The sequence below is a fragment of the Achromobacter sp. ACM04 genome (genome assembly GCF_014851465.1).
In the GTDB taxonomy this organism is placed as follows: Bacteria; Pseudomonadota; Gammaproteobacteria; order Burkholderiales; family Burkholderiaceae_B; genus Achromobacter; species Achromobacter aegrifaciens.
Window position 1 is genome coordinate 58,958 of the sequence record NZ_JACUZS010000006.1, and the last position, 19,485, is coordinate 78,442.

General features: G+C 67.7%; 16 protein-coding genes. 15 read left to right on the top strand and 1 reads right to left on the bottom strand.

Features of this window, described 5'->3' with window-relative positions:
- Positions 1-205: 205 nt before the first annotated feature.
- The 4 genes from IB259_RS28680 (at position 206) to IB259_RS28695 (ending at position 4,305) form a co-directional block, all read left to right on the top strand.
- Positions 206-1,441, top strand: a complete 1,236-nt coding sequence (locus IB259_RS28680; RefSeq protein ID WP_192330791.1) for a CaiB/BaiF CoA-transferase family protein — start codon at positions 206-208, stop codon at positions 1,439-1,441.
- Entirely contained in the window at positions 1,434-2,219 is a 786-nt protein-coding gene (locus IB259_RS28685; protein WP_175161839.1) for a crotonase/enoyl-CoA hydratase family protein, read from the top strand. Before IB259_RS28680 ends, IB259_RS28685 begins: the two co-directional genes overlap by 8 nt.
- Positions 2,220-2,289: 70 nt before the next feature.
- The gene (locus IB259_RS28690) at positions 2,290-3,270 is read left to right on the top strand and encodes a tripartite tricarboxylate transporter substrate binding protein (protein WP_175161841.1); all 981 of its coding nucleotides are present in this window, start codon (positions 2,290-2,292) and stop codon (positions 3,268-3,270) included.
- 63 nt (positions 3,271-3,333) lie between these two features.
- Positions 3,334-4,305 carry a tripartite tricarboxylate transporter substrate binding protein gene (locus IB259_RS28695; protein WP_088159533.1) on the top strand — a complete coding sequence of 324 codons (972 nt, stop codon included), beginning with the start codon at positions 3,334-3,336 and terminating at the stop codon, positions 4,303-4,305.
- Between the two features lie 16 nt (positions 4,306-4,321).
- Here the strand turns inward: IB259_RS28695 and IB259_RS28700 are convergent, their stop codons facing one another.
- Positions 4,322-5,239 (bottom strand): LysR family transcriptional regulator, encoded by a 918-nt coding sequence (locus IB259_RS28700; protein ID WP_175161845.1) that lies wholly within the window; start codon positions 5,237-5,239, stop codon positions 4,322-4,324.
- A gap of 199 nt (positions 5,240-5,438) precedes the next feature.
- Between IB259_RS28700 and IB259_RS28705 the strand changes: the two genes are divergently transcribed.
- The 11 genes from IB259_RS28705 (at position 5,439) to IB259_RS28755 (ending at position 19,479) form a co-directional block, all read left to right on the top strand.
- Positions 5,439-6,599, top strand: a complete 1,161-nt coding sequence (locus IB259_RS28705) for an acyl-CoA dehydrogenase family protein (protein ID WP_175161847.1) — start codon at positions 5,439-5,441, stop codon at positions 6,597-6,599.
- A gap of 27 nt (positions 6,600-6,626) precedes the next feature.
- Complete coding sequence (locus IB259_RS28710; protein WP_192330793.1) at positions 6,627-7,676, top strand: acyl-CoA dehydrogenase family protein; 1,050 nt, start codon at positions 6,627-6,629, stop codon at positions 7,674-7,676.
- 60 nt (positions 7,677-7,736) lie between these two features.
- Positions 7,737-8,933: a thiolase family protein gene (locus IB259_RS28715; protein ID WP_192330795.1), complete on the top strand. Its 1,197-nt coding sequence runs from the start codon at positions 7,737-7,739 to the stop codon at positions 8,931-8,933.
- A 41-nt stretch (positions 8,934-8,974) separates the two neighbouring features.
- Positions 8,975-10,105 (top strand): CaiB/BaiF CoA-transferase family protein, encoded by a 1,131-nt coding sequence (locus tag IB259_RS28720; protein ID WP_175161853.1) that lies wholly within the window; start codon positions 8,975-8,977, stop codon positions 10,103-10,105.
- A 180-nt stretch (positions 10,106-10,285) separates the two neighbouring features.
- The gene (locus tag IB259_RS28725) at positions 10,286-10,801 is read left to right on the top strand and encodes a sigma-70 family RNA polymerase sigma factor (protein ID WP_192330797.1); all 516 of its coding nucleotides are present in this window, start codon (positions 10,286-10,288) and stop codon (positions 10,799-10,801) included.
- Positions 10,798-11,757: a FecR domain-containing protein gene (locus tag IB259_RS28730; RefSeq protein ID WP_192330799.1), complete on the top strand. Its 960-nt coding sequence runs from the start codon at positions 10,798-10,800 to the stop codon at positions 11,755-11,757. Before IB259_RS28725 ends, IB259_RS28730 begins: the two co-directional genes overlap by 4 nt.
- Before the next feature lie 86 nt (positions 11,758-11,843).
- The gene (locus IB259_RS28735) at positions 11,844-14,336 is read left to right on the top strand and encodes a TonB-dependent siderophore receptor (protein ID WP_192330801.1); all 2,493 of its coding nucleotides are present in this window, start codon (positions 11,844-11,846) and stop codon (positions 14,334-14,336) included.
- The gene (locus IB259_RS28740; protein ID WP_054451232.1) at positions 14,330-14,605 is read left to right on the top strand and encodes a hypothetical protein; all 276 of its coding nucleotides are present in this window, start codon (positions 14,330-14,332) and stop codon (positions 14,603-14,605) included. The genes IB259_RS28735 and IB259_RS28740 overlap by 7 nt, the downstream gene beginning before the upstream one ends.
- Positions 14,602-16,098, top strand: a complete 1,497-nt coding sequence (locus IB259_RS28745) for a PepSY domain-containing protein (protein WP_192330803.1) — start codon at positions 14,602-14,604, stop codon at positions 16,096-16,098. Before IB259_RS28740 ends, IB259_RS28745 begins: the two co-directional genes overlap by 4 nt.
- Before the next feature lie 75 nt (positions 16,099-16,173).
- On the top strand, positions 16,174-17,094 hold the full coding sequence (locus tag IB259_RS28750; protein WP_125471094.1) for a LysR family transcriptional regulator: 921 nt from the start codon (positions 16,174-16,176) through the stop codon (positions 17,092-17,094).
- A gap of 96 nt (positions 17,095-17,190) precedes the next feature.
- Positions 17,191-19,479: an FdhF/YdeP family oxidoreductase gene (locus IB259_RS28755; RefSeq protein WP_192330805.1), complete on the top strand. Its 2,289-nt coding sequence runs from the start codon at positions 17,191-17,193 to the stop codon at positions 19,477-19,479.
- Positions 19,480-19,485: the final 6 nt, after the last annotated feature.

Here is a 19,485-nt window from a genome sequence, read left to right on the forward strand (position 1 = left end):
CCTGGGCCGGCTCAGGCGCGATCTCCCGCCAATATCCTGGATGTATCGGCTGACCCAAATATAGTATTTCCGGCGCTTGCAGTTCTTACCTAGGATGTCCAGCAAGACATTCTGGAATGGGAGCTGTCATGTTCGAAGGTGGTGTTTGCAGGATATCCGGGCCGCGCGGGATGCGCGTGCGGGCAGGGCGTTCGGGGTGCAGGGCATGAGTGGCCCGTTGGAAGGCGTGCGCATCCTGGATGTCACCACGGTGCTGATGGGCCCCTACGCCACGCAGATACTGGGAGACCTGGGCGCGGACGTGATCAAGGTCGAACCTCCGGCCGGCGACAACGTGCGCGGCATCGGCCCGGCGCGGCATCCTGGCATGGGCGGAATCTTTCTGCACGCCAACCGCAGCAAGCGCAGCGTCGTGCTGGACTTGAAGCGGCCCGCCGGCCGCGACGCGCTGCTGAAGCTGGCGGCGACCTGCGACGTCCTGATCTACAACGTGCGGCCCCAGGCCATGGCGCGGCTGGGGCTGTCTTATCAGGAGCTGGCGCAGGTCAATCCGGCGATCCTGTATGTGGGCGTCTACGGCTACGATCAGCGGGGGCCTTATGCGGCGCGCGCCGCCTACGACGACCTGATCCAGGGCGCGGTGGCCATCCCGGCGCTGTCGGTCCAGGCTGGCAGTGAAACACCTCGGTACGCGCCCAGCGCCATTGCCGACCGCATCGTGGGCATCAGCGCGGCCAACGCGGTCAGCGCCGGCCTGTACCACCGGGCCCGGACAGGACAGGGGCAGGCCATCGATGTGCCCATGTTCGAGACCATGGCGCAATTGATTCTGGGCGATCACATGGCAGGCCAGTCCTTCGAGCCGCCCTTGGGCCCTCCCGGCTATCCGCGCATCCTGAACGCGGACCGGCGCCCCTATGCCACGCTGGACGGGCATATCTGCGTGTTGATCTACGCGGACAAGCAATGGGCGGCATTCTTCGAATTGATCGGCCAGCCTGGGCGCGAGTCCACCGACCCGTGGTTCCGCGACATAGGGACTCGCACCCAGCACATCCATGCGATCTATCGCCTGGTGTCGGACGAGATCGCCAAGCGCACGACCGCGCAATGGCTCGAGGCGTTTGAGGCGGCGGATATTCCGGCCATGCCCATGCACACGGTGGAGTCGCTGCTGCGCGATCCACAATTGGAAGCTGTCGGGTTCTTCAACACGGTCGAGCATCCCAGCGAGGGCAAGCTGCGCACGATGGCGGTGCCGTCGCGCTGGTCCGGCACGCCGCCCGACCCCTCGCGGCATGCGCCGCGACTGGGCGAACACAGCGTCGAGGTGCTGAAGGAGGTCGGCTACCCGGATGAAGCCATTGCCACGCTGCTAAGGGATGGCGTGACCTTGACGGCGACCAACGATGCCGCAGTGACCGGAGCTGCCCATGACTGATTTCCTGAAACTCGAGCGCCATGGGGCCGTGCTGCTCCTGACCATGGACCGCGCGGCTACACGTAACGCGCTGTCCGATCCCGACGCGATCGACGCGCTTGTGGACGTCTGCGCCGAGGTCAACGCGGACATGTCGGTGCGCGCCGTGGTGCTGACCGGCGCGCACGGCGTGTTCTCTTCCGGCGGCAATCTCAAGACCTTGTCCGCAGCCGTCGGCGCCGGCCTGGGCGAGCCGGTGCGCAGCCGGCAGGCCTACCGCGATGGCATCCAGCGCGTGCCGCTGGCCCTGTGCAATCTGGAAGTGCCGACGATAGCGGCGGTCAACGGGCCGGCCATCGGCGCGGGCTGCGACCTGGCCTGCATGTGTGACATGCGTCTGGCCGCCGAGGAGGCGCGCTTCGCCGAGAGCTTCGTCAAGCTGGGCCTGACGCCGGGAGACGGCGGCGCCTGGCTGCTGCCGCGGGTGGTCGGCATGTCGCGCGCGTGCGAGCTGGCGTTTACCGGCCGTAGCGTCGACGCCGCCCAGGCGTTGGACATGGGGCTGGTTTCGCAGGTGCTCAGCCAGGAGGCGCTGCTGCCGGCCGCCATGGCCCTGGCACAGGAGATTGCCCAGCATTCCGGCCATGCGCTGCGTCTGACCAAGCGCTTGCTGCGCGAAGGCCAGCACACCCGGCTGGATACCCTATTGGAATTATCGGCCGGCTTCCAGGCGTTGGCGCACCACACGCAAGAGCACGCCAGCGCACTGGACGCATACCTGGACAAGACGCGCGGCTGAGGCTTGCGCCCTGGCCACGGCAGCCTCGCCGACGCGCAACCGACAACGAGGCGACATAAGGAGGAGATCCATGGAGACAAAAAGAAGAACGCTGGTGGCCGCTTTAGGCGCGCTGGCTGGCCTGCCGCTGGCGCGCGCCGTCGCCAATCCCGCGGCGTGGCCGGCGCAGCCCTTGCGGCTGATCCTGCCTTACGCGGCGGGCGGTCCGACCGATGTGCTGGCCCGGGCCGTGGCGCAGCACGTGGCGCGGCAACTGGACCAGCCCGTGGTCGTCGAGAACAAGACCGGCGCCAGCGGCAACATCGCTGGCGAAACCGTGGCGCGCGCGCGGCCCGACGGATACACCCTGCTATATCACTCGTCGGGCCTGGCTATCAGCCCGGCGCTGTACCGGCAGCTGCCCTATGACCCATTGCGCGATTTCGCGCCGGTGGGGCTGACGGCCTCGATCCCGTTGGTGCTGATGACGACCAATGCCTTGCCGCCCAGGGACACCAGCGAATTCATCGCCTACCTCAAGGCGCGTCCCGATGCGCTCAGCTATGGCACTGGCGGCGTCGGCAACATCACGCATTTGAGCGTGGCGCTGTTCCTGCATGCCACCGGCACGCGCGCCGTGGGCATTCCCTTCAAGGGCACCAATCCGGCCATGGTGGCGATGCTGGGCGGCCAGGTGCAGTTCATGGTGGACGCGATCAGCTCGGCGCTGCCTTATATCCGTGACGGCAGGGTCAAGGCGCTGGCCGTGACCGGCGCCGAACGGTCGCCCGCGTTGCCGCAGGTGCCGACGCTGCGCGAAGCCGGCTTGCAGGACCTTACGATGAGTACTTGGCAAGGCGTGCTGGCGCCGGCTGCCACGCCGCAGCCGGTGATCCAGCGCCTGAACCAGGCGGTGGCCGCGGCGGTGCGCGATCCGGCCATCGCCGGACCGTTTACGGCGCAGGGGGTAGACCTGCGCAGTTCCTCGCCCGCCGAGTTCCAGGCTTATCTGGGGCAGGAGGTCCGGCGCTGGGGCGACGCGGTCAGGATGGCAGGCATACAGCCTGAATGAATATGGCAAACGCCATGGCCGCGAGGCCATGACTATGAATGGAACAGCCTTGCGGAGACAAGTATGAATATCAGGACCCTGGCCATGACGGCGATGCTGGGCGCGGCGCTGGCGCTGGGCGGCAACGCCCGCGCCGCGGAAAAGTATCCCTCGCACCCGGTGAAGATCATCGTCTCGCTGCCGCCCGGCAGCGGCGCCGACACCACGGCGCGATTCCTGTCCAAACATCTGGCCGAGCAGTTCGGACAGCCGTTCATCGTGGAGAACCGGCCGGGCGCCAACAGCTTCATCGCCGCCCAGGCGGTGGCGACCGCCGCGCCGGATGGCTACACGATGTTCGTGGCCAGCAATTCGCCCATGACGACCAACGCCGCCGTCTTCAAGCACCTGCCCTATGACGCGATCAAGGATTTTTCGCCGGTCGCGCCCATCGCGCGTTTTCCCATGGTGCTGGTGGTGCCGGCCAACTCGCCATACCGCAACGTGGCGGACCTGGTATCGGCCGCCAGGGAAGCGCCCGGCAAGCTGAACTTCGCGAGCGGAACCGCGACCTATCAGGTGGTGCTGGAGCTGTTCCATGAGCAGAACGGGATCAAGGCCACGCACGTGCCGTACAAGGGCACGTCGGCCGCCCTGGCGGATCTGGCGGGCGGCGTGGTGCAGTACAGCCTGGCCGACGTCAGCGCCGCGCTGCCGCTGATACGCGGCGGCAAGCTGAGGCCGCTGGCAGTGACCAGCGCGAAGCGCATCAAGGACCTGCCGGACGTGCCTACGATGCAGGAGAGCGGCACCAAGGGCTACGAGGCCTATGCCTGGACGGCCGCGTTCTTTCCCGCGAAGGTCGATCCCGCCATCGTGGCGCGCGTGTCGGATGCAGTGCAGGCGCTGGTGCGCAGCGACGAGGGCCGCGCGTTCATGGCCAATCTGGGCGGCGAGTCGTTTGTCGGCGGCCCCGAGACGCTCGCGGCCTTCCAGAAGGACGAGCTCGAGTCCATGCGGCGCATCGCCAAGCTGGCCAATATCCAGCAGGAGTAGACGCGTCCAGGCCCCGTCATTCGGGGGCCGCGACCGTGGGCGCCGGCCGCATCAGGCGGCAGGCCATCTCGACGAAATTGGCGGTGGTAGGGGTGGCATTGTCCGGGTGCACTGCCAGGGCGATGCCCACCTTGATGGTTTCGGCCAGCTGCGAAACATTGACCAGGCGCACATTGCTGCCCGCTTGCCGGCGGGCCACCGCCGGCACGATGGCCACGCCCAGCCCGCTTTCGACCAGGCTCAGGATGGTCTGCACCTGGATCGCTTCTTGCGCAATGCGCGGCACCACGCCTGCCTGCTGGAAGGCATACATGACCAGCGCGTGCATGCCCGGAACATGCGTGCGCGAATAGCCGATGAACGGCTCATCCGCCAGTTCGCTCAACGCGACGTCCTCGCGCTGCGCGTGGCGGCTGCCCGCTGGCACTGCCAGCATCAGATGATCGGGTTGCAGCAAGGTGATGCGAGCGGCCGTGGGTTCGAGCACAGGGAATCGAACTAGCGCCACGTCCAGCGTGTGCGCGTCCAGCCGGCGCAGCAGATCGACGGTGGTGGACTCCTCGATGATCAGGTCGACGCGCGGGTAGTCCTTGCGGAATTCCGACAGCAGCCGCGGCATCAGCGAGTAGGTGGACGAGCCGACAAAGCCCACCTTCAGGACACCTTGTTCGCCGCTGGCACCTTCCCTCGCCGCGCGGCGGATCTCCTCGGCATAGAACAGGGTGGTACGTGCATACCGCAGCACAACCTGGCCTGCTGGCGTGGGCTGCAGGCCGGCCGGCAGCCTATCGAAAAGCTGTACGCCGAGCTCTTGTTCCAGCTTCTTGATCGCGGTCGACAGTGGCGGCTGTGCCATGTGCAGCCGCTCGGCGGCCCGATGGAAGTTGAGTGTTTCGGACAGGACCAACAGCTGCTTGAGCTGGCGTAGCTCCACGGGCGCCTCCCTTGATGCGCCGGGCTCGCGATATTTGTGATGTATTGCCCGGTCCACATCTAATATTAGACCGTGATGTGCCCCCCGTGTAGATTGCCATGAAGCCCGCGCGCTCCGCCGCGGGCCGGGTTTGCACGGCACTTTCGCAAATTGGAATGCGCGCGGCGGCGCCGTGACGCCGCGCGTTCCGGGGATCACATTGGGCGCTATCAACGAGGCACTGCAGCTTGCCGCGATTCCTGCGCAGGATGAGGCGTTGCGTCCGTCAGTGCGCGCCTTTCTGCGCGAGGCGCTGAAGGACATGCCGGCGGACCTACGGGCGCGCTCCTGGATGGGCTATGACGCGGAGTTCAGCCGCGCGCTGGCGAGGCAGGGATGGCTGGGCCTGACCTTGCCCGCCGCCTATGGCGGCGCGCAACGCAGCAATTTCGCCCGCTTCGTGTTGAGCGAGGAGCTGCTCGCGGCGGGTGCGCCGGTGTCGGCGCATTGGATCGCCGATCGCCAGACCGCGCCATTGATTCTGCGTTACGGCTCGCAGGCGCAGCGCGACTTCTACCTGCCGCGCATCATCCGGGGCGAAGCCTTCTTTGCCATTGGCATGAGCGAGCCCGATACCGGATCCGACCTCGCCAGCGTGCGCACGCGCGCTACCCCTGATGGCGACGGCTGGCTGCTCAACGGCCGCAAGATCTGGACCACCAACGCCCACCGCTCGCATTACATGTGCGCGCTGGTACGCACCTCGGGCGTGCCGGAAGACCGGCACAAAGGGCTGTCGCAGATGATCTTCGACCTGTCCTTGCCCGGCATTGAAATTCGTCCGATCCGCGACATCGCGGGAGATGCGCATTTCTGTGAAGTCCTGTTCGACAACGTCCGCCTGCCGCGCGATGCGCTGGTAGGCGAAGAGGGCAGCGGCTGGCGGCAGGTCACGGCTGAACTGGCGCTGGAACGCAGCGGTCCGGAGCGGATCTATTCCAGCATGGTGCTGATGGACGGCTGGCTCGCGCATCTGCGCCGGGCTTCCTCGCCGGACGAGGCGCAGATCCGCCTGGCGGGGCGCCTGGCCGGGCGGCTGACGGTGCTGCGGGCCATGTCGCTGGCGGTGACGCAGCGCCTGAACGAAGGGGCCGACGCCAGTCTTGCGGCCGTGCTGGTGAAGGACCTGGGTACGGAGTTCGAACAGGCCGTGCCCGAATGGATAGGCCAGGCCTTGCGCGCGGACGCCGGTGCGGCGCCTGACGAGACGCTTGCCCGCACGCTGGCCTACCTGACCCTGATCAATCCGACCTTTTCACTGCGCGGCGGTACCCGCCATATCCTGCGCGGCATCATCGCGCGCGAGCTAGGCCTGCGCTAAGGCCCATCGAACACTGAAGGAGGGCCCATGCCGGCATCCATGCAGCAAGACCTGTACGACGAATTTGCGCGCGCCCTGGCTGGCTTGTGTCCGCTGGAGCGGGTCCGCGAGATCGAGGCGGCCGGCGAGGGCGCTGGGGCGGACAATCTCGTCGCCGATACGTGGCGGGACATCGATGCGCTCGGTTACGTGGACGCGTTGACGCCCGTGGAACTGGGCGGCGCAGGACTGTCGCTGGAGGACGCCGAGGGTTTGCTGCGTGCGGCGGGCGCCCTGGCGCTGCCTTACCCGCTGGCCGACACCATGCTCGCGCGCGCCTTGTTGCGCACCAGCGGCCAGACCGTGCCCGAAGGGCCCATCGCCCTGGCCCGAGCGCTGCCGGGGCCGCGCGGCCTGCGTTGCGTCCAGACGCCAGGAGCCGGACTGGCGCGCACCCTGTTGGTCCAGCGCGATGACGGCCTGTTGCTGGTGGCCGCGCCCGCCGCGTCGGACCCCGGCTTGTTCCGGCCGCGCGCGAGCGCCGCGCCCGAATGGGCGGACTCACCGGCGGTCCTTGGCCGCATCGCCTTGCCGGACGACGCCGTGCGGGCCTGGCGTGACGCCGCCGACGCCGCCGGAATAGCCGGCGCGATGCAGGCGGTGCTCGATCGCTGCGTCGCCTTTGTAGGCGAGCGCCAGCAGTTCGGCAAAGCGCTGGGGCGCTTCCAGGCGATCCAGCAAGAGATCAGCATGCTCGCGGAGCAGGTGGCATCCACCGCCATGGCAGCACGGCTGGCATGCGCCAGCGGGGCCCTGTTTCCCGACGCCACGCTTGCGGCCTGCGCGCGGCTGCGGGCAGGCGAAGCCATTCCACTGGTGTGCGCCCTGGCGCACGCAATACACGGTGCAATCGGGATCACCGAAGAGCTGGCCCTGGGCATATACACCACGCGGCTGCATGAGTGGCGCGCCGCCGGCACGAGCGAAGACGAGTGCGCCAGCCTGATCGGCAGGCAACTGCTGGCCGGCGACAGCCCGACCTTGCTGGACTTCGTGCGCGGCGTCATGTCGGCTGTGCCGGCGCGCGTTGCCGCGTAGCGCAAGGCGGACCGACAGCCGCGGATTCTTCGAACTCCCTTGCAATCGAGGTATCGACTCATGTCCAACCATTCAGATCCCGTCGTCATCGTCGGCGCGCAGCGCACGCCCATTGGCGCTTTTCAGGGAGCCTTGTCGCACTACACCGCGCCCGAGCTGGGCGCTCATGCGCTGGCTGCCGCAATCCGTCAGGCGGGTCTGGCGCCCGATGCCGCCCAGGAGGCATTGATGGGCTGCTGCCTGTTCGCCGGACTGGGGCAGGCGCCCGCGCGCCAGGCCGTGCTGGGCGCGGGGCTGCCAATCACGGTGCAGGCGACCACGCTAAGCAAGATGTGCGGCTCGGGCATGAAGGCCGTAACCCTGGCGCACGACATCTTGAGCGCCGGATCGGCGGACCTGGTGCTGGCCGGCGGGATGGAGTCGATGAGCAACGCGCCGCACCTGATACCCAGGGCGCGGCAGGGATACCGGCTGGGCGATGGGCAATTGCTGGACCATATGTACCGCGATGGCCTGCAGGACGCCTACGAAGGCCATCTGATGGGGCACTACGCCGATCTGGCGGCGCGCGAGCACGGTTTCAGCCGCGCCCAACAGGATATCTATGCGGAACAGAGCGTATTGCGGGCTCAGGGCAGCATCGCCTCCGGGGCTTTCGCGGCGGAGATTGCGCCCATCGCGGCGCGGAGTCGCCGCGGCGTGGCGCCAGGCGCGCTCGTTGTCGACGACGAGACGCCGGGCCTTTGCGACGCGACGCGGCTGGCCGGTCTGAAGCCGGTATTCTCCACGGACGGCACGGTCACGGCCGGCAACGCGTCCTCGATCTCGGATGGTGCGGCCGCGCTGGCGCTGACGCGCCAAAGCCATGTGGCGGCGCTGGGACTGACGCCGCGCGCGCGTATCGTCGGACATGCCGCCGCAGCGCTGGCGCCGGGACAGTTCCCGGTCGCCCCGGTGCACGCTATCGCGCGTCTGCTCGACCGGGTGGGCTGGAGTCGCGACTCGGTGGACCTGTACGAGATCAACGAAGCCTTCGCGGTGGTTGCCCTGATCGCGCTGCGCGACCTGGGCCTGCCCGCCGAGCGGGTCAACGTCGAAGGGGGCGCCTGCGCGTTGGGGCATCCCGTGGGCGCGACCGGCGCGCGCATCATCGTCACGCTGCTGCACTCGCTCGAGCGGCGCGGCCTGCGCCGCGGCGTGGCCAGCCTGTGCCTGGGCGGAGGCGAAGCCACGGCCATCGCCATTGAATTGTGTTGATCCGGCGGCACATGCGCCGCCATGCATGGGGAGACGAACACATGGGACCTTTGGCTGGAATCAGGATCATCGAGCTGGCCGGCATCGGTCCGGGACCGATGGCGGCCATGCTGCTGGCCGACATGGGCGCGACCGTCCTGCGGATCGAACGCAAGGAGCCCGCCGACCTGGGGGTCAAGCGCGAGCTGAAGTACAACCTGCTGCTGCGCAGCCGGCGTTCCATCGCGCTGGACCTGAAGGACCCGCGCGCCGTCGCCCTGGTGCTGCGGTTGCTGCGCAAGGCCGACGGGCTGATCGAAGGATTCCGTCCCGGCGTGACCGAGCGGCTGGGCCTGGGGCCGCAAGCCTGCCTGGCGGAGAACCCCCGGCTGGTCTACGGCCGCATCACCGGCTGGGGGCAGGACGGCCCGCTGGCGCAAGTGGCCGGACATGACATCAACTACATCGCCGTCACCGGCGTGCTGGACGCCATCGGCCGCGCAGGCCAGCCGCCCACGCCGCCGCTCGCGCTGGTGGGCGATTTCGGCGGCGGCGGCCCCTATCTCGCATTGGGCATGCTGGCCGCCATCATCGAAGCGCGCCAGTCCGGGCAGGGCCAGGTGGTGGATGCCGCCGTGATGGACGGCGTGGCCTCGATGGCAACGGCGTTCTACGGCCTGGCCGCGTCGGGCGCATGGCAGTCCCAACGGGGCAGCAACATCCTCGATTCGGGCGCGCCGTTCTATGACGTGTACCCATGCGCCGACGGCCTATGGCTTTCGGTCGGCCCGATAGAACGCCGCTTCCACGAGCTGCTGCTGCGGCAGTTGGGCCTGGACGACAATGCCATCCGCGAACTGGGGGACCACCAGGACAGGAACACGTGGCCCCGTTTGCGGACGGTGCTGGCTGCGGCCTTCGCCCAGCGCAGTCGCGACGACTGGTGCGAAAGGCTGGCACATCTGGATGTATGCGTGGCGCCCGTGCAGACGCTGAGGGACGCCGCCATGCATCCGCAGGTCAGGGCGCGCGGCACGCTGCTGGAGGTGGACGGCATCACGCAGCCCGCGCCGGCTCCGCGCTTCAGCAGGACGCCCAGCGCCAGGCCGACGGCGCCGCAGCCGCCGGATGCCGAGGCTTTGAAAGATTGGCTGGATCCGGAGGACTTCGAGGCATACGGCAAAGCGCTTTGAAAGCGGCCGCCGCTGGCCGCGAGCTGGCGCAGGCTCCCAGTCCAATCCGGTTTCGTTCGCTCGATCGGCCGCGCCGGCCGGAGGCCGTGCGATCGGAAACCATGGATTGCCGGAGGGCGGATTTGTGGCGATAATTGCGATTAATTCCCATTATCGAAGTAATCCGACCACGTCCTCGCCATGCCTCCCCCCGACCCGACTTCCGCCGTCGCCGTGCAGCGCATCTACGACGCGCATCACGGCTGGCTGTTCGGCTGGCTGCGCCGGCGGCTGGGCAACAGCGCCGACGCCGCTGACCTGGCCCAGGACACGTTTGTCGGGTTGCTGAGCAGCTATCGCCGGCGCGCCATGCCGGAGTTGCAGGAGCCGCGCGCCTACCTGACCACCATCGCCAAGCGCTTGATGGTGGACCTGTACCGGCGCCATGCGCTGGAGCAGGCCTACCTCGACGCCCTCGCGGCCATGCCGGCGCGGCATGCGCCGTCGGAAGAGCAGCGCCTGATGGTGTTGCAGACGCTGCGCGAGGTGGACGCCTTGCTGGCGGCCCTGCCGGACAAGGCCCGGATCGCATTCCTGCTGTCGCAACTCGACGGCCTGACGTACGAGCAGATCGGCGTCGAGATGGGGGTGAGCGTGCGCACGGTCAAGCGCTACATGGCCGAGGCCTTCAAGCATTGCATCCTGGCGGCGCCATGACGGCAGCGACGGACGCCATCGATCCGAAGATCGCGGGCGAAGCCGCGGATTGGCTGGTGCGGTTGCATTCGGGCCGCTTCTCCGATGCGGACAAGCTGGCCTGTGAGCGTTGGCGCCAACGCAGCCCCGAGCACGACCGCGCCTGGACCCGGGCGCAGGCTGTCCTGGCCAAGTTCGGCGGCTTGCCGCCGGGGCTGGGGCGGGCCGCCATGGACGCGGACGCAACGCGGCGCGCGGGTCTGCGGGTGCTGGCGGGGCTGATCGTGGGGGTGCCGGCGGGCTGGCTGGCATGGCGCGCGGCGCCCTGGCAGAGCTGGGCGGCGGACTACACCACCAGCAGTGGCGAACGCCGGCAGTTCCAGCTGCCGGACGGCAGCGTGCTGGCGCTCAATACCGCCTCGGCGGTGGACCTGGACTATTCGGCGGAACAACGTCTGGTGCTGCTGCGGGAGGGCGAAATCCTGCTGCGTTCGGCCCATGCGGCGCCGCCGGACCCTCGGCCGCTGCGGGTGCGCACCGCGGAAGGCAGCGTGCAGGCCTTGGGCACGTACTTCGGCGTGCGGCAACTGGATGCGCGCAGCCGGGTCGCGGTGATCGAAGGGCAGGTGCGGCTGCAACCGCGTGCGGCGGCGGCGGCGGGCGTCGTGCTGGCGGCAGGGCAATGCGCCGAGTTTTCGGACCGTGAAGTCCTGGCGCCTCGCGCCTATGTCCATCCGCCGCAAGCCTGGCTGGATGGCGTGCTTTATGCGGACGACATGAGGCTGGCCGACTTCCTGAAGGAGCTGGCGCGCTATCGCCCGGGCCTGTTGCGCTGCGATCCGGCGGTGGCCGATCTGCGCATCTCGGGCGGGTTCCAGGTGGATGACACCGATGCGGTGCTGCTGGCGGTGTCGCGCAGCCTGCCGGTGCGGGTGGTTTCGCGCAGCCGCTACTGGGTCAGCGTGGCGCCGGCCTGACCGTGGCGCGCGGATTTTTGGCCCCTTTTTTCGCTTCGTCCGACAAGTCCATATAGCACCTTCGCTCGTACTTCGTCGGGATCAGCATGCTTTCAAGCAAGAACAACGCGGCCAGGCCAGCTTGCCGCACGAACCGCCGCGCCGCCGCTGGCGCGCTCTGCGCGGCACTGGTGGCAGTGGCGCCGGCCATCCACGCGCAGCCGGCTGCGAATACGTCCGGCGCAGCCGTCCAGGCACGGTTCGACATTCCGGCGGGCCCGCTGGGACCGGCGCTGTCGGCCTTCGCCGGGGTGGCTCGCATCAATCTTTCGTTCGACCCGGCGCTGGCCGAAGGCTTGCGCACGGCCGGGCTGCAAGGCGCATGGACGGTCGAGGCGGGGCTGGCCAAATTGCTGGCGGGCACGCCGTTGGCGGCGCGGCGCGATGGCGCCAATGTCTACACGCTGAGGCGCGTGCCCAACGAGCCGGCGGCAGTGCTGCCGGCGGTGCGGGTGGAGGGCACGGACGAGTCGGCCTACGGACCCGTAGCCGGCATCGTGGCGCAGCGCAGCGCCAGCGGCACCAAGACCGACACGCCCATCCTGGAGATCCCGCAGACGGTGAACGTGGTCACGCGCGACGAGATAACGATGCGAGGCGCGCGCAGCATCGTCGAGGCGTTGGCCTACACGCCGGGCGCCTATTCGCCGGGCGGCAGCGCCGATCTGCGCTACGACAACATCTACCTGCGCGGCGGCCACGCCGCGCGCAACAACCTGGACGGCGCCCGGCTGCCATTTGGCGCATACAGCTTTGGCATGCTGCAGATCGAGCCCTACGGGCTGGAGCGGGTGGAGGTACTGAAAGGGCCGTCCTCGGTGCTGTACGGCCAGAATACGCCCGGCGGCCTCATCAATATGGTCAGCAAGCTGCCGACGCCGGCGCCCCAGCGCGAGATCGAGTTGCAGACCGGGAGCTATGGCCGGATCCAGGCTGCCGCCGATTTGAGCGGCCCGATGGACCAGGACGGACAGTGGAGCTATCGCCTGGTCGCATTGCAGCGCGATGCGGCCCAGTCCGCCCATTACTCGGAAGAGGACCGGACCTTCGTCGCTCCAGCATTGACGTGGCGGCCGTCGGCGGCCACCTCGCTGACCTTGCTGGGCTTCTATCAAAAGGACCACCAGGTGCCCATGTACGGCAATCTGCCGGCGGCAGGCACGCTTTACTCCAATCCCAACGGCCGCATTCCCCGCGACCGCTATACCGGCGAACCCGGCTGGGATACCTATGACCGGGAGCAGTACTCGGCGGGCTATCTGTTTTCGCACGAGTTCAACGACACCTGGACCGTCAGGCAGCAACTGCGCTACAGCCACATGCGGGGCGAGGCGCGCACCACCGTGGGCTATATGCTCAATCCGGTGGACATGCGCACCTGGTCGCGTTCGATGTCGCAGGGCAAGGGCACCGGGGCGACGCTGAATGTGGATACCCAGGCCGTCGCGCGCTTCAACACCGGCCAGGTCGGGCACGAGTTCCTGGCTGGCTTCGACTATCTGGACATGCGCGACACCTACCAGTTCGCCAACGTCATCGCCGGCGTGCCGCCGCTGGACCTCTACGATCCGGTGTATGGGCGGCCCCGGCCGGGCATCTCGGACCTGATTCCCCGCATCGATTCGCGCCAGCGCACCGAACAGTCCGGCGTCTACGCGCAGGACCAGATCTCGTACGGCAACTGGCTGCTGACGCTGGGCGGCCGCTACGACATGGCGCGCAGCACGACCCGCAATCTGCTGACGTCCGGCAAGGTCGCGCAGAACGATTCGGCCTTTACCGGCAGGGCGGGCCTGACCTACATGCTGGAAAGCGGCCTGGCGCCTTATGTGGCGTACTCGACGTCCTTCGCGCCCACGGGCGGCACCGACTACGAGAGCAACCCCTTCCAGCCGACCAAGGGCCGGCAGATCGAGGCGGGATTGAAGTACCAGCCGCCGGGCAGCGACAGCATGGTGACGCTGTCGGCCTATCAATTGACGCAAACCAACGTGCTGACCAGCGATACCACGCCGGGCCGTCCGCCGGGCTTCCAGCTGCAGGCGGGCGAGGTCCGCTCGCGCGGGATCGAACTGGAAGGCAAGGCCAGCCTCGCGCGCGGCTGGGACGTGATCGCCTCGTACTCCTACGTCGACGCCGTGGTGACCAAGAGTTCCAACGTCGACATCGTCGATGGCGCGCCGCAGTCGCGGCAGGGCAAGAAGCAGTACTACGCGCCGGCGCACCAGGCCGCGGCATGGCTGGCATACAAGGTGCAGGAGGGGCCGCTGCAGGGTCTGGGACTGGGAGCGGGCGTGCGCTACATCGGCGCCGACTGGGGCGATGCGGCCAACACCTTGCGCATTCCGGCGGTGACGCTGGTCGATGCCGCCCTGTCCTACGACCTGGGCCGGATGCAGCCCGCGATGCGGGGCATGACGCTGTCGCTGAACGCCAGCAACCTGTTCGACCGCACGTATGTGGGCACTTGCGTGACCACCACGTCGTGCACCTACGGCGCCGGGCGGCTGGTGTTGGCCACGCTGCGGTACGCATGGTGAGGCCGCACGGCAATTGGCGCGGCGTGACGGCGCGCGCGGGCGCGGCCACGCTGGGCGCGTATGCGCTGGTTTGGGCCGCTGTGGCAGCGGCGGCGCGACTGCCGCTGCCGCCTGCCGACGCCATCCTCTATCCGGCCTTGGCCGCCATTCCCGCGCACGTGGGCCTCGCGATATGGGCTTTCGCGGCCCGCAGCGTGGGCCGCGTGTGGCTGATCATTGCCGCAGGCTGCGCGGGCTGCTGGGCCATGGCGTGGGGAGCGGCGGCATGAACGCCTATCCGGAAGGAAGCCTGCGCCAGCGCATGGCTTGGCTGCATACCTGGGTCGGCCTGTTGTTCGGCTGGCTGGCGTTTGCAGTGTTCCTGACGGGCGCGCTCAGTGTCTACGCGCCTGAAATCAGCCTCTGGATGAAGCCGGAGAGTTCCGCGGCTGGTCGAGCGGACCAGCCGTCAACCCTGGAGCGCGCGCAAGACTGGCTGGCGCGCAATGCCGCGGCGGCGGCTTCCTGGCGCATCGAGCTGCCGGATGCGCGCCGTTCCCTGCTGGGGCTGTCATGGGAGGATGAAAAGGGCGGCGGCGCCTTGCTGCTCGATCCGGCCAGCGGGCGCGAGATCGTGCCGCGTGACACCGAGGGCGGCGACTTCCTGGTCGAGTTCCACTACAGCCTGCATGCTGGCCAGGCCGGCATCTGGGTGGTCGGCGCCTGTACCCTGGCGCTGCTGGCGGCGCTGGTTTCCGGCGTCATTGTGCACCGGCGCTTCTTCGCGGATTTCTTCCTGTTCAGGCCGCGTGCTTCGCCCGGCCGCGCGTGGCTCGATGCGCACAACGTCCTGTCGGTGCTGCCGCTGCCGTTTCATTGCATGATCCTGCTCACCGCCTTGAGCACGCTGTTGCTGGGCTATCTGCCCGCAGGCGTGCAAAGCCGCTATGGCGGCGACGTGGCGGCGATGGTGGCGGACGTGTTTCCGCAGCCGCCGGCCAGTTCGCCGCGCAGCGGTGCGAGCGCAATGCTGCCGCTGGCCGCCCTGGCGCAGCGCGCCGAGGCGGAACTGGGCGCGGGCAAGATCGCCGCGATCACGGTCAGGCAGCCTGGCACTCAAGGCGCGCTTGCGGATGTCTGGCGCCGGTACGATGACCGCCTGCTGGCCTTTCCCGACCGCGTCAGCCTGGATGCGGCGACGGGCCGGGTCGTCGATGCGCAAACCGCCTATCCTGGATCCTTGCAACTGATCCGGACGCTCGGAGGGCTGCACTATGGCTACTACGCCGCGCCGCTGCTGCGCGCGCTGTACTTCCTGCTGGCCCTGTCAGGCGCCGCCATGATCGCGACGGGACTGGTCCTGTACACGGCGCGGCCGGCGGCGGCCGCCTCCCGCTTCGGCCGCGCTGCGCACCGGTTGAATGTGGCGATGATCTGCGGCCCGACGTGCGCCTGCGCCGCGTACCTGCTGGCCAATCGCCTGGCGTGGCCACATGCGGCGGGGTTGCATGAACGCGAGGTGACGGCTTTCTTTCTGGCATGGATGGTTTGCGGCGTGCATGCCTTGGTGCGAGGCGAGCGCCGCTTGTGGACGGAGCAATGGCGGGCGGCGGCGCTGCTATGGCTGGCCGTGGCTTCTGCCGATATGCTGGCGATGGCGTTCGACGAGAGCCTGAGGTCGGCTTGGGCACGGCCGCTGCATCTTGCGGTCTGGGTGGCAAGCATCGCCGCCGCCTGCGTCTTCGGCTACATGGCGCATCGCGCCAGCAAGCGCCGGGAGTAAGATCGGCCGCATGGCTTGCAAGCGGACCTGAACCGCTTGCGCTATAAGCCGTGAAGTCGACGATGAAATCCGGGGATGTCCATGTTTATCCGTCAGCTCTCCTATCTCCTGGCCCTGGACAAATACCGGCATTTCGGACGGGCGGCGGAAAGCTGTCATGTCTCGCAACCCGCGCTGTCCAACGGCATCCGCGAACTGGAGCGCGAACTCGGAATCACGATCGTCAAGCGCAACCGGACCTTCGAAGGCATTACGCCCGAAGGCGAGCGGGTGATCCAATGGGTGCGGCAGGTGATGGCTTCGCTGGAGGGACTGCGGCAGGAGGCCGATCTCGTGCGCAGCGTGCCGCAAGGCCACCTGGCGATAGGCGCCATTCCCACTGCCAACCATGCGGCGACGCTGCTCAGCGCCCAGTATCGGGAGATCCTTCCCCAGCTGACGCTGGAAGTCACCTCGCTCAGCACTCCGGAAATCCTGCGCCGGCTGAAGGCCCAGGAAATCCAGTTGGGCATCCTCTATGAGCGGTCCGTGCTCGACAGCGCCGACTTTGACGTGATGCCGCTGTACGCCGAGCGCTACGTGCTGGTGGCGAACGAGCAGGCCTCCTTGCCGCGCCAATTGGATTGGTCGGAAGTGGGCGAACTTCCGCTCTGCCTGCTCAGCCCGGACATGCAAAACCGCCAGACCTTGAACAAATGTTTCGAGAGCGTGGAAGCCAAGCCGCGAGTGGTGCTGCAAAGCAACGACATCCGTGTGCTGCTGACGGAATGCCAGAGCGGGCGGGCTTTCTCCATCATGCCCCTGAGCGCCTTGCCCGCCCAGTATGAAGGGGCCGGGCTGCTGGCGCATCCCATCATTCCCGAACACGCCGAGGACGTCTGCCTGGTCAGGCTGCGGCGCGACAAGCCGCCTGCCTTATCGGACGCCGCCTGGCAGATCGCCGGCCAAATGGACCTGGAGGCCGTCCTCAACCACTCGCTGGCGGCCAAACCTTGATAACCATGGATTATCAAAAGGTTCACAGGAAAAATTAGATCATTTCTTGTCGTTGCCGCATGCTGGCGGGAATTGGGCGCTTGAAGGAGACCAGCCATGAAACAACGACGTGAAGTACCCGGCATCCGCCCCTATGACGGTCCGGCGGGCGGCTGGGGGGCATTGAAGGCCACGGCCCAGGCCGTGCGGCAACAGATGGAAGTGGTGGAGGCCCCCGTCGTCCTGCTGCGTACCAACCAGCCGGCGGGTTTCGATTGTCCAGGCTGTGCGTGGCCGGACAAGGAGCACCGCTCCACGTTCCAGTTTTGCGAGAACGGCGCCAAGGCGGTCACCTGGGAGGCGACCAGCAAACGCGTGACGCCGGATTTTTTCGCCCAGCGCACGGTGTCTTCATTGCTGGCGCTGTCGGACTACGAGCTGGAGGACTTCGGCCGCCTGACTCACCCGATGGCCTACGACGCGGCCACGGACAAATTCGTTCCCGTATCGTGGGATGCCGCGTTCGAACGCATCGGCGAGGCGCTGCGCAGCCTGGACGCGCCTGACCAGGCCGAGTTCTATACCTCGGGGCGGGCCTCCAACGAGGCGGCCTATCTTTTTCAGCTGTTCGCGCGGGAATTCGGCACCAATAATTTCCCCGACTGTTCGAACATGTGCCATGAGGCGACCAGCGTGGGCTTGCCGCAGTCCATCGGCATAGGCAAGGGCACGGTCTCGCTGGAGGACTTCGACCATGCGGAGCTCATCCTTTCCATTGGCCATAACCCTGGCACCAATCATCCGCGCATGATGGGCACGCTGCACGAATTGGCGCGCCGCAAGGTTCCCATCATCGTCTTCAACCCCTTGCGCGAACGCGCCCTGGAACGCTTCGCCGATCCGCAGAGCATCGTGGAAATGGCGACCTTCAGCTCGACCAATATCGCCTCGACCTACTATCAGGTCCGGGCGGGTGGCGACGCAGCCGCGCTCAAGGGCATCATGAAGGCGCTGCTGGCGCTCGAAGCGCAGCGCGGGAACGTCCTGGATCGCCAGTTCATCGCGGAACACACGCTGGGCTTTGACGCGCTGGCCGCGGACCTGGAGGCAACCTCCTGGGCCGACATCGAAACCGAAAGCGGCCTGCAGCGCGCCGACCTGGAGCATGTGGCCGAGGCCTACGCCAAGTCCAACGCCACCATCGTCACCTACGGCATGGGGATCACCCAGCACAACACGGGCACGGCCAATGTCAAGCTGATCGCCGACCTGCTGCTCATGCGCGGCAACTTCGGCAAGCCCGGCGCCGGCATCTGCCCCCTGCGCGGCCATTCCAACGTGCAGGGCAACCGCACTGTCGGCATCACGGAAAAGCCCAGCCCGGAGTTCCTGGCAAAGCTGCAAGCGGAGTTCGGCTTCACGCCGCCGCAGGGCCATGGCCATGACGCGGTGCAGGCCATGGAAGCGATGGTCGACGGCACCGCCCGAGCGCTCATCTGCCTGGGCGGGAACTTCGCGGTGGCCTTGCCCGATCCCGAACTCTGTTTCGCGGCCATGAAGGAACTGACGCTCAGCGTGCATCTGGGCACCAAGCTCAACCGCTCGCATCTGCTGGTGGGGCGCGAGACCTTCCTGCTGCCGGTGCTGGGACGCACCGAACTCGACGTCCAGGCCGACGGCCCACAATCGGTGACGGTGGAGGACTCGATGTCCATGGTCCACGCCTCGGCGGGCAAGCTCAAGCCGGCGTCCGCCGAGCTGCGCTCGGAACCGGCCATCGTCGCCGCCATGGCCCGGTCGACCTTGCCCCACAGCAAGGTCGACTGGCTGGGGCTGGTGCAAAACTACGATCGCATCCGCGACCTGATCGAGCGCACGGTTCCGGGTTTCGACGACTACAACGCGCGCATCCGCGTGCCCGGCGGCTTTCGCATGCCCTTGCCGCCGACCGAGCGCAAGTGGAACACGCCCACCGGCAAGGCCATGTTCTCGGTGTTCCCCGGCGTGCGCGAGCGTTATGAACCCTGGCCGGACGAGGTGCTGCGGCTGGTGACCATACGCAGCCACGACCAGTACAACACCACGATCTACGGATTGGACGACCGCTACCGCGGCGTCTTCGGCCGCCGCGACGTGCTTTTCATGAATCCGGAAGACCTGGCCGCGCAGGGCCTGGAGCACGGTGATCTGGTGGACATAGAAACCGTGTCGCGGAATCGGACGCTGCGGCTGGCAGGCATCACCGCGATTGAATACAGCATCGCGCGGGGCTCGGTCGCGGCCTACTATCCCGAGGCCAATGTCCTGGTTCCGCTGGACTATATTGATAAGGAATGCGGCACGCCTTCCTACAAGTCGATACCGGTGCGCATCCGCAAAGCCGCGCAGGGAGGCGCCCAAGCGTAAGCCGTC

Bases quoted from the DNA above. Each gene is read 5' to 3' on its own strand.
- IB259_RS28750 (WP_125471094.1), top strand. From the start codon at position 16,174: ATGTCCATGTTTATCCGTCAGCTCTCCTATCTCCTGGCCCTGGACAAA.
- IB259_RS28720 (WP_175161853.1), top strand. From the start codon at position 8,975: ATGGGACCTTTGGCTGGAATCAGGATCATCGAGCTGGCCGGCATCGGT.
- IB259_RS28710 (WP_192330793.1), top strand. From the start codon at position 6,627: ATGCCGGCATCCATGCAGCAAGACCTGTACGACGAATTTGCGCGCGCC.
- IB259_RS28680 (WP_192330791.1), top strand. From the start codon at position 206: ATGAGTGGCCCGTTGGAAGGCGTGCGCATCCTGGATGTCACCACGGTG.
- IB259_RS28740 (WP_054451232.1), top strand. From the start codon at position 14,330: ATGGTGAGGCCGCACGGCAATTGGCGCGGCGTGACGGCGCGCGCGGGC.
- IB259_RS28735 (WP_192330801.1), top strand. From the start codon at position 11,844: ATGCTTTCAAGCAAGAACAACGCGGCCAGGCCAGCTTGCCGCACGAAC.
- IB259_RS28755 (WP_192330805.1), top strand. From the start codon at position 17,191: ATGAAACAACGACGTGAAGTACCCGGCATCCGCCCCTATGACGGTCCG.
- IB259_RS28725 (WP_192330797.1), top strand. From the start codon at position 10,286: ATGCCTCCCCCCGACCCGACTTCCGCCGTCGCCGTGCAGCGCATCTAC.
- IB259_RS28690 (WP_175161841.1), top strand. From the start codon at position 2,290: ATGGAGACAAAAAGAAGAACGCTGGTGGCCGCTTTAGGCGCGCTGGCT.
- IB259_RS28715 (WP_192330795.1), top strand. From the start codon at position 7,737: ATGTCCAACCATTCAGATCCCGTCGTCATCGTCGGCGCGCAGCGCACG.
- IB259_RS28730 (WP_192330799.1), top strand. From the start codon at position 10,798: ATGACGGCAGCGACGGACGCCATCGATCCGAAGATCGCGGGCGAAGCC.
- IB259_RS28685 (WP_175161839.1), top strand. From the start codon at position 1,434: ATGACTGATTTCCTGAAACTCGAGCGCCATGGGGCCGTGCTGCTCCTG.
- IB259_RS28745 (WP_192330803.1), top strand. From the start codon at position 14,602: ATGAACGCCTATCCGGAAGGAAGCCTGCGCCAGCGCATGGCTTGGCTG.
- IB259_RS28695 (WP_088159533.1), top strand. From the start codon at position 3,334: ATGAATATCAGGACCCTGGCCATGACGGCGATGCTGGGCGCGGCGCTG.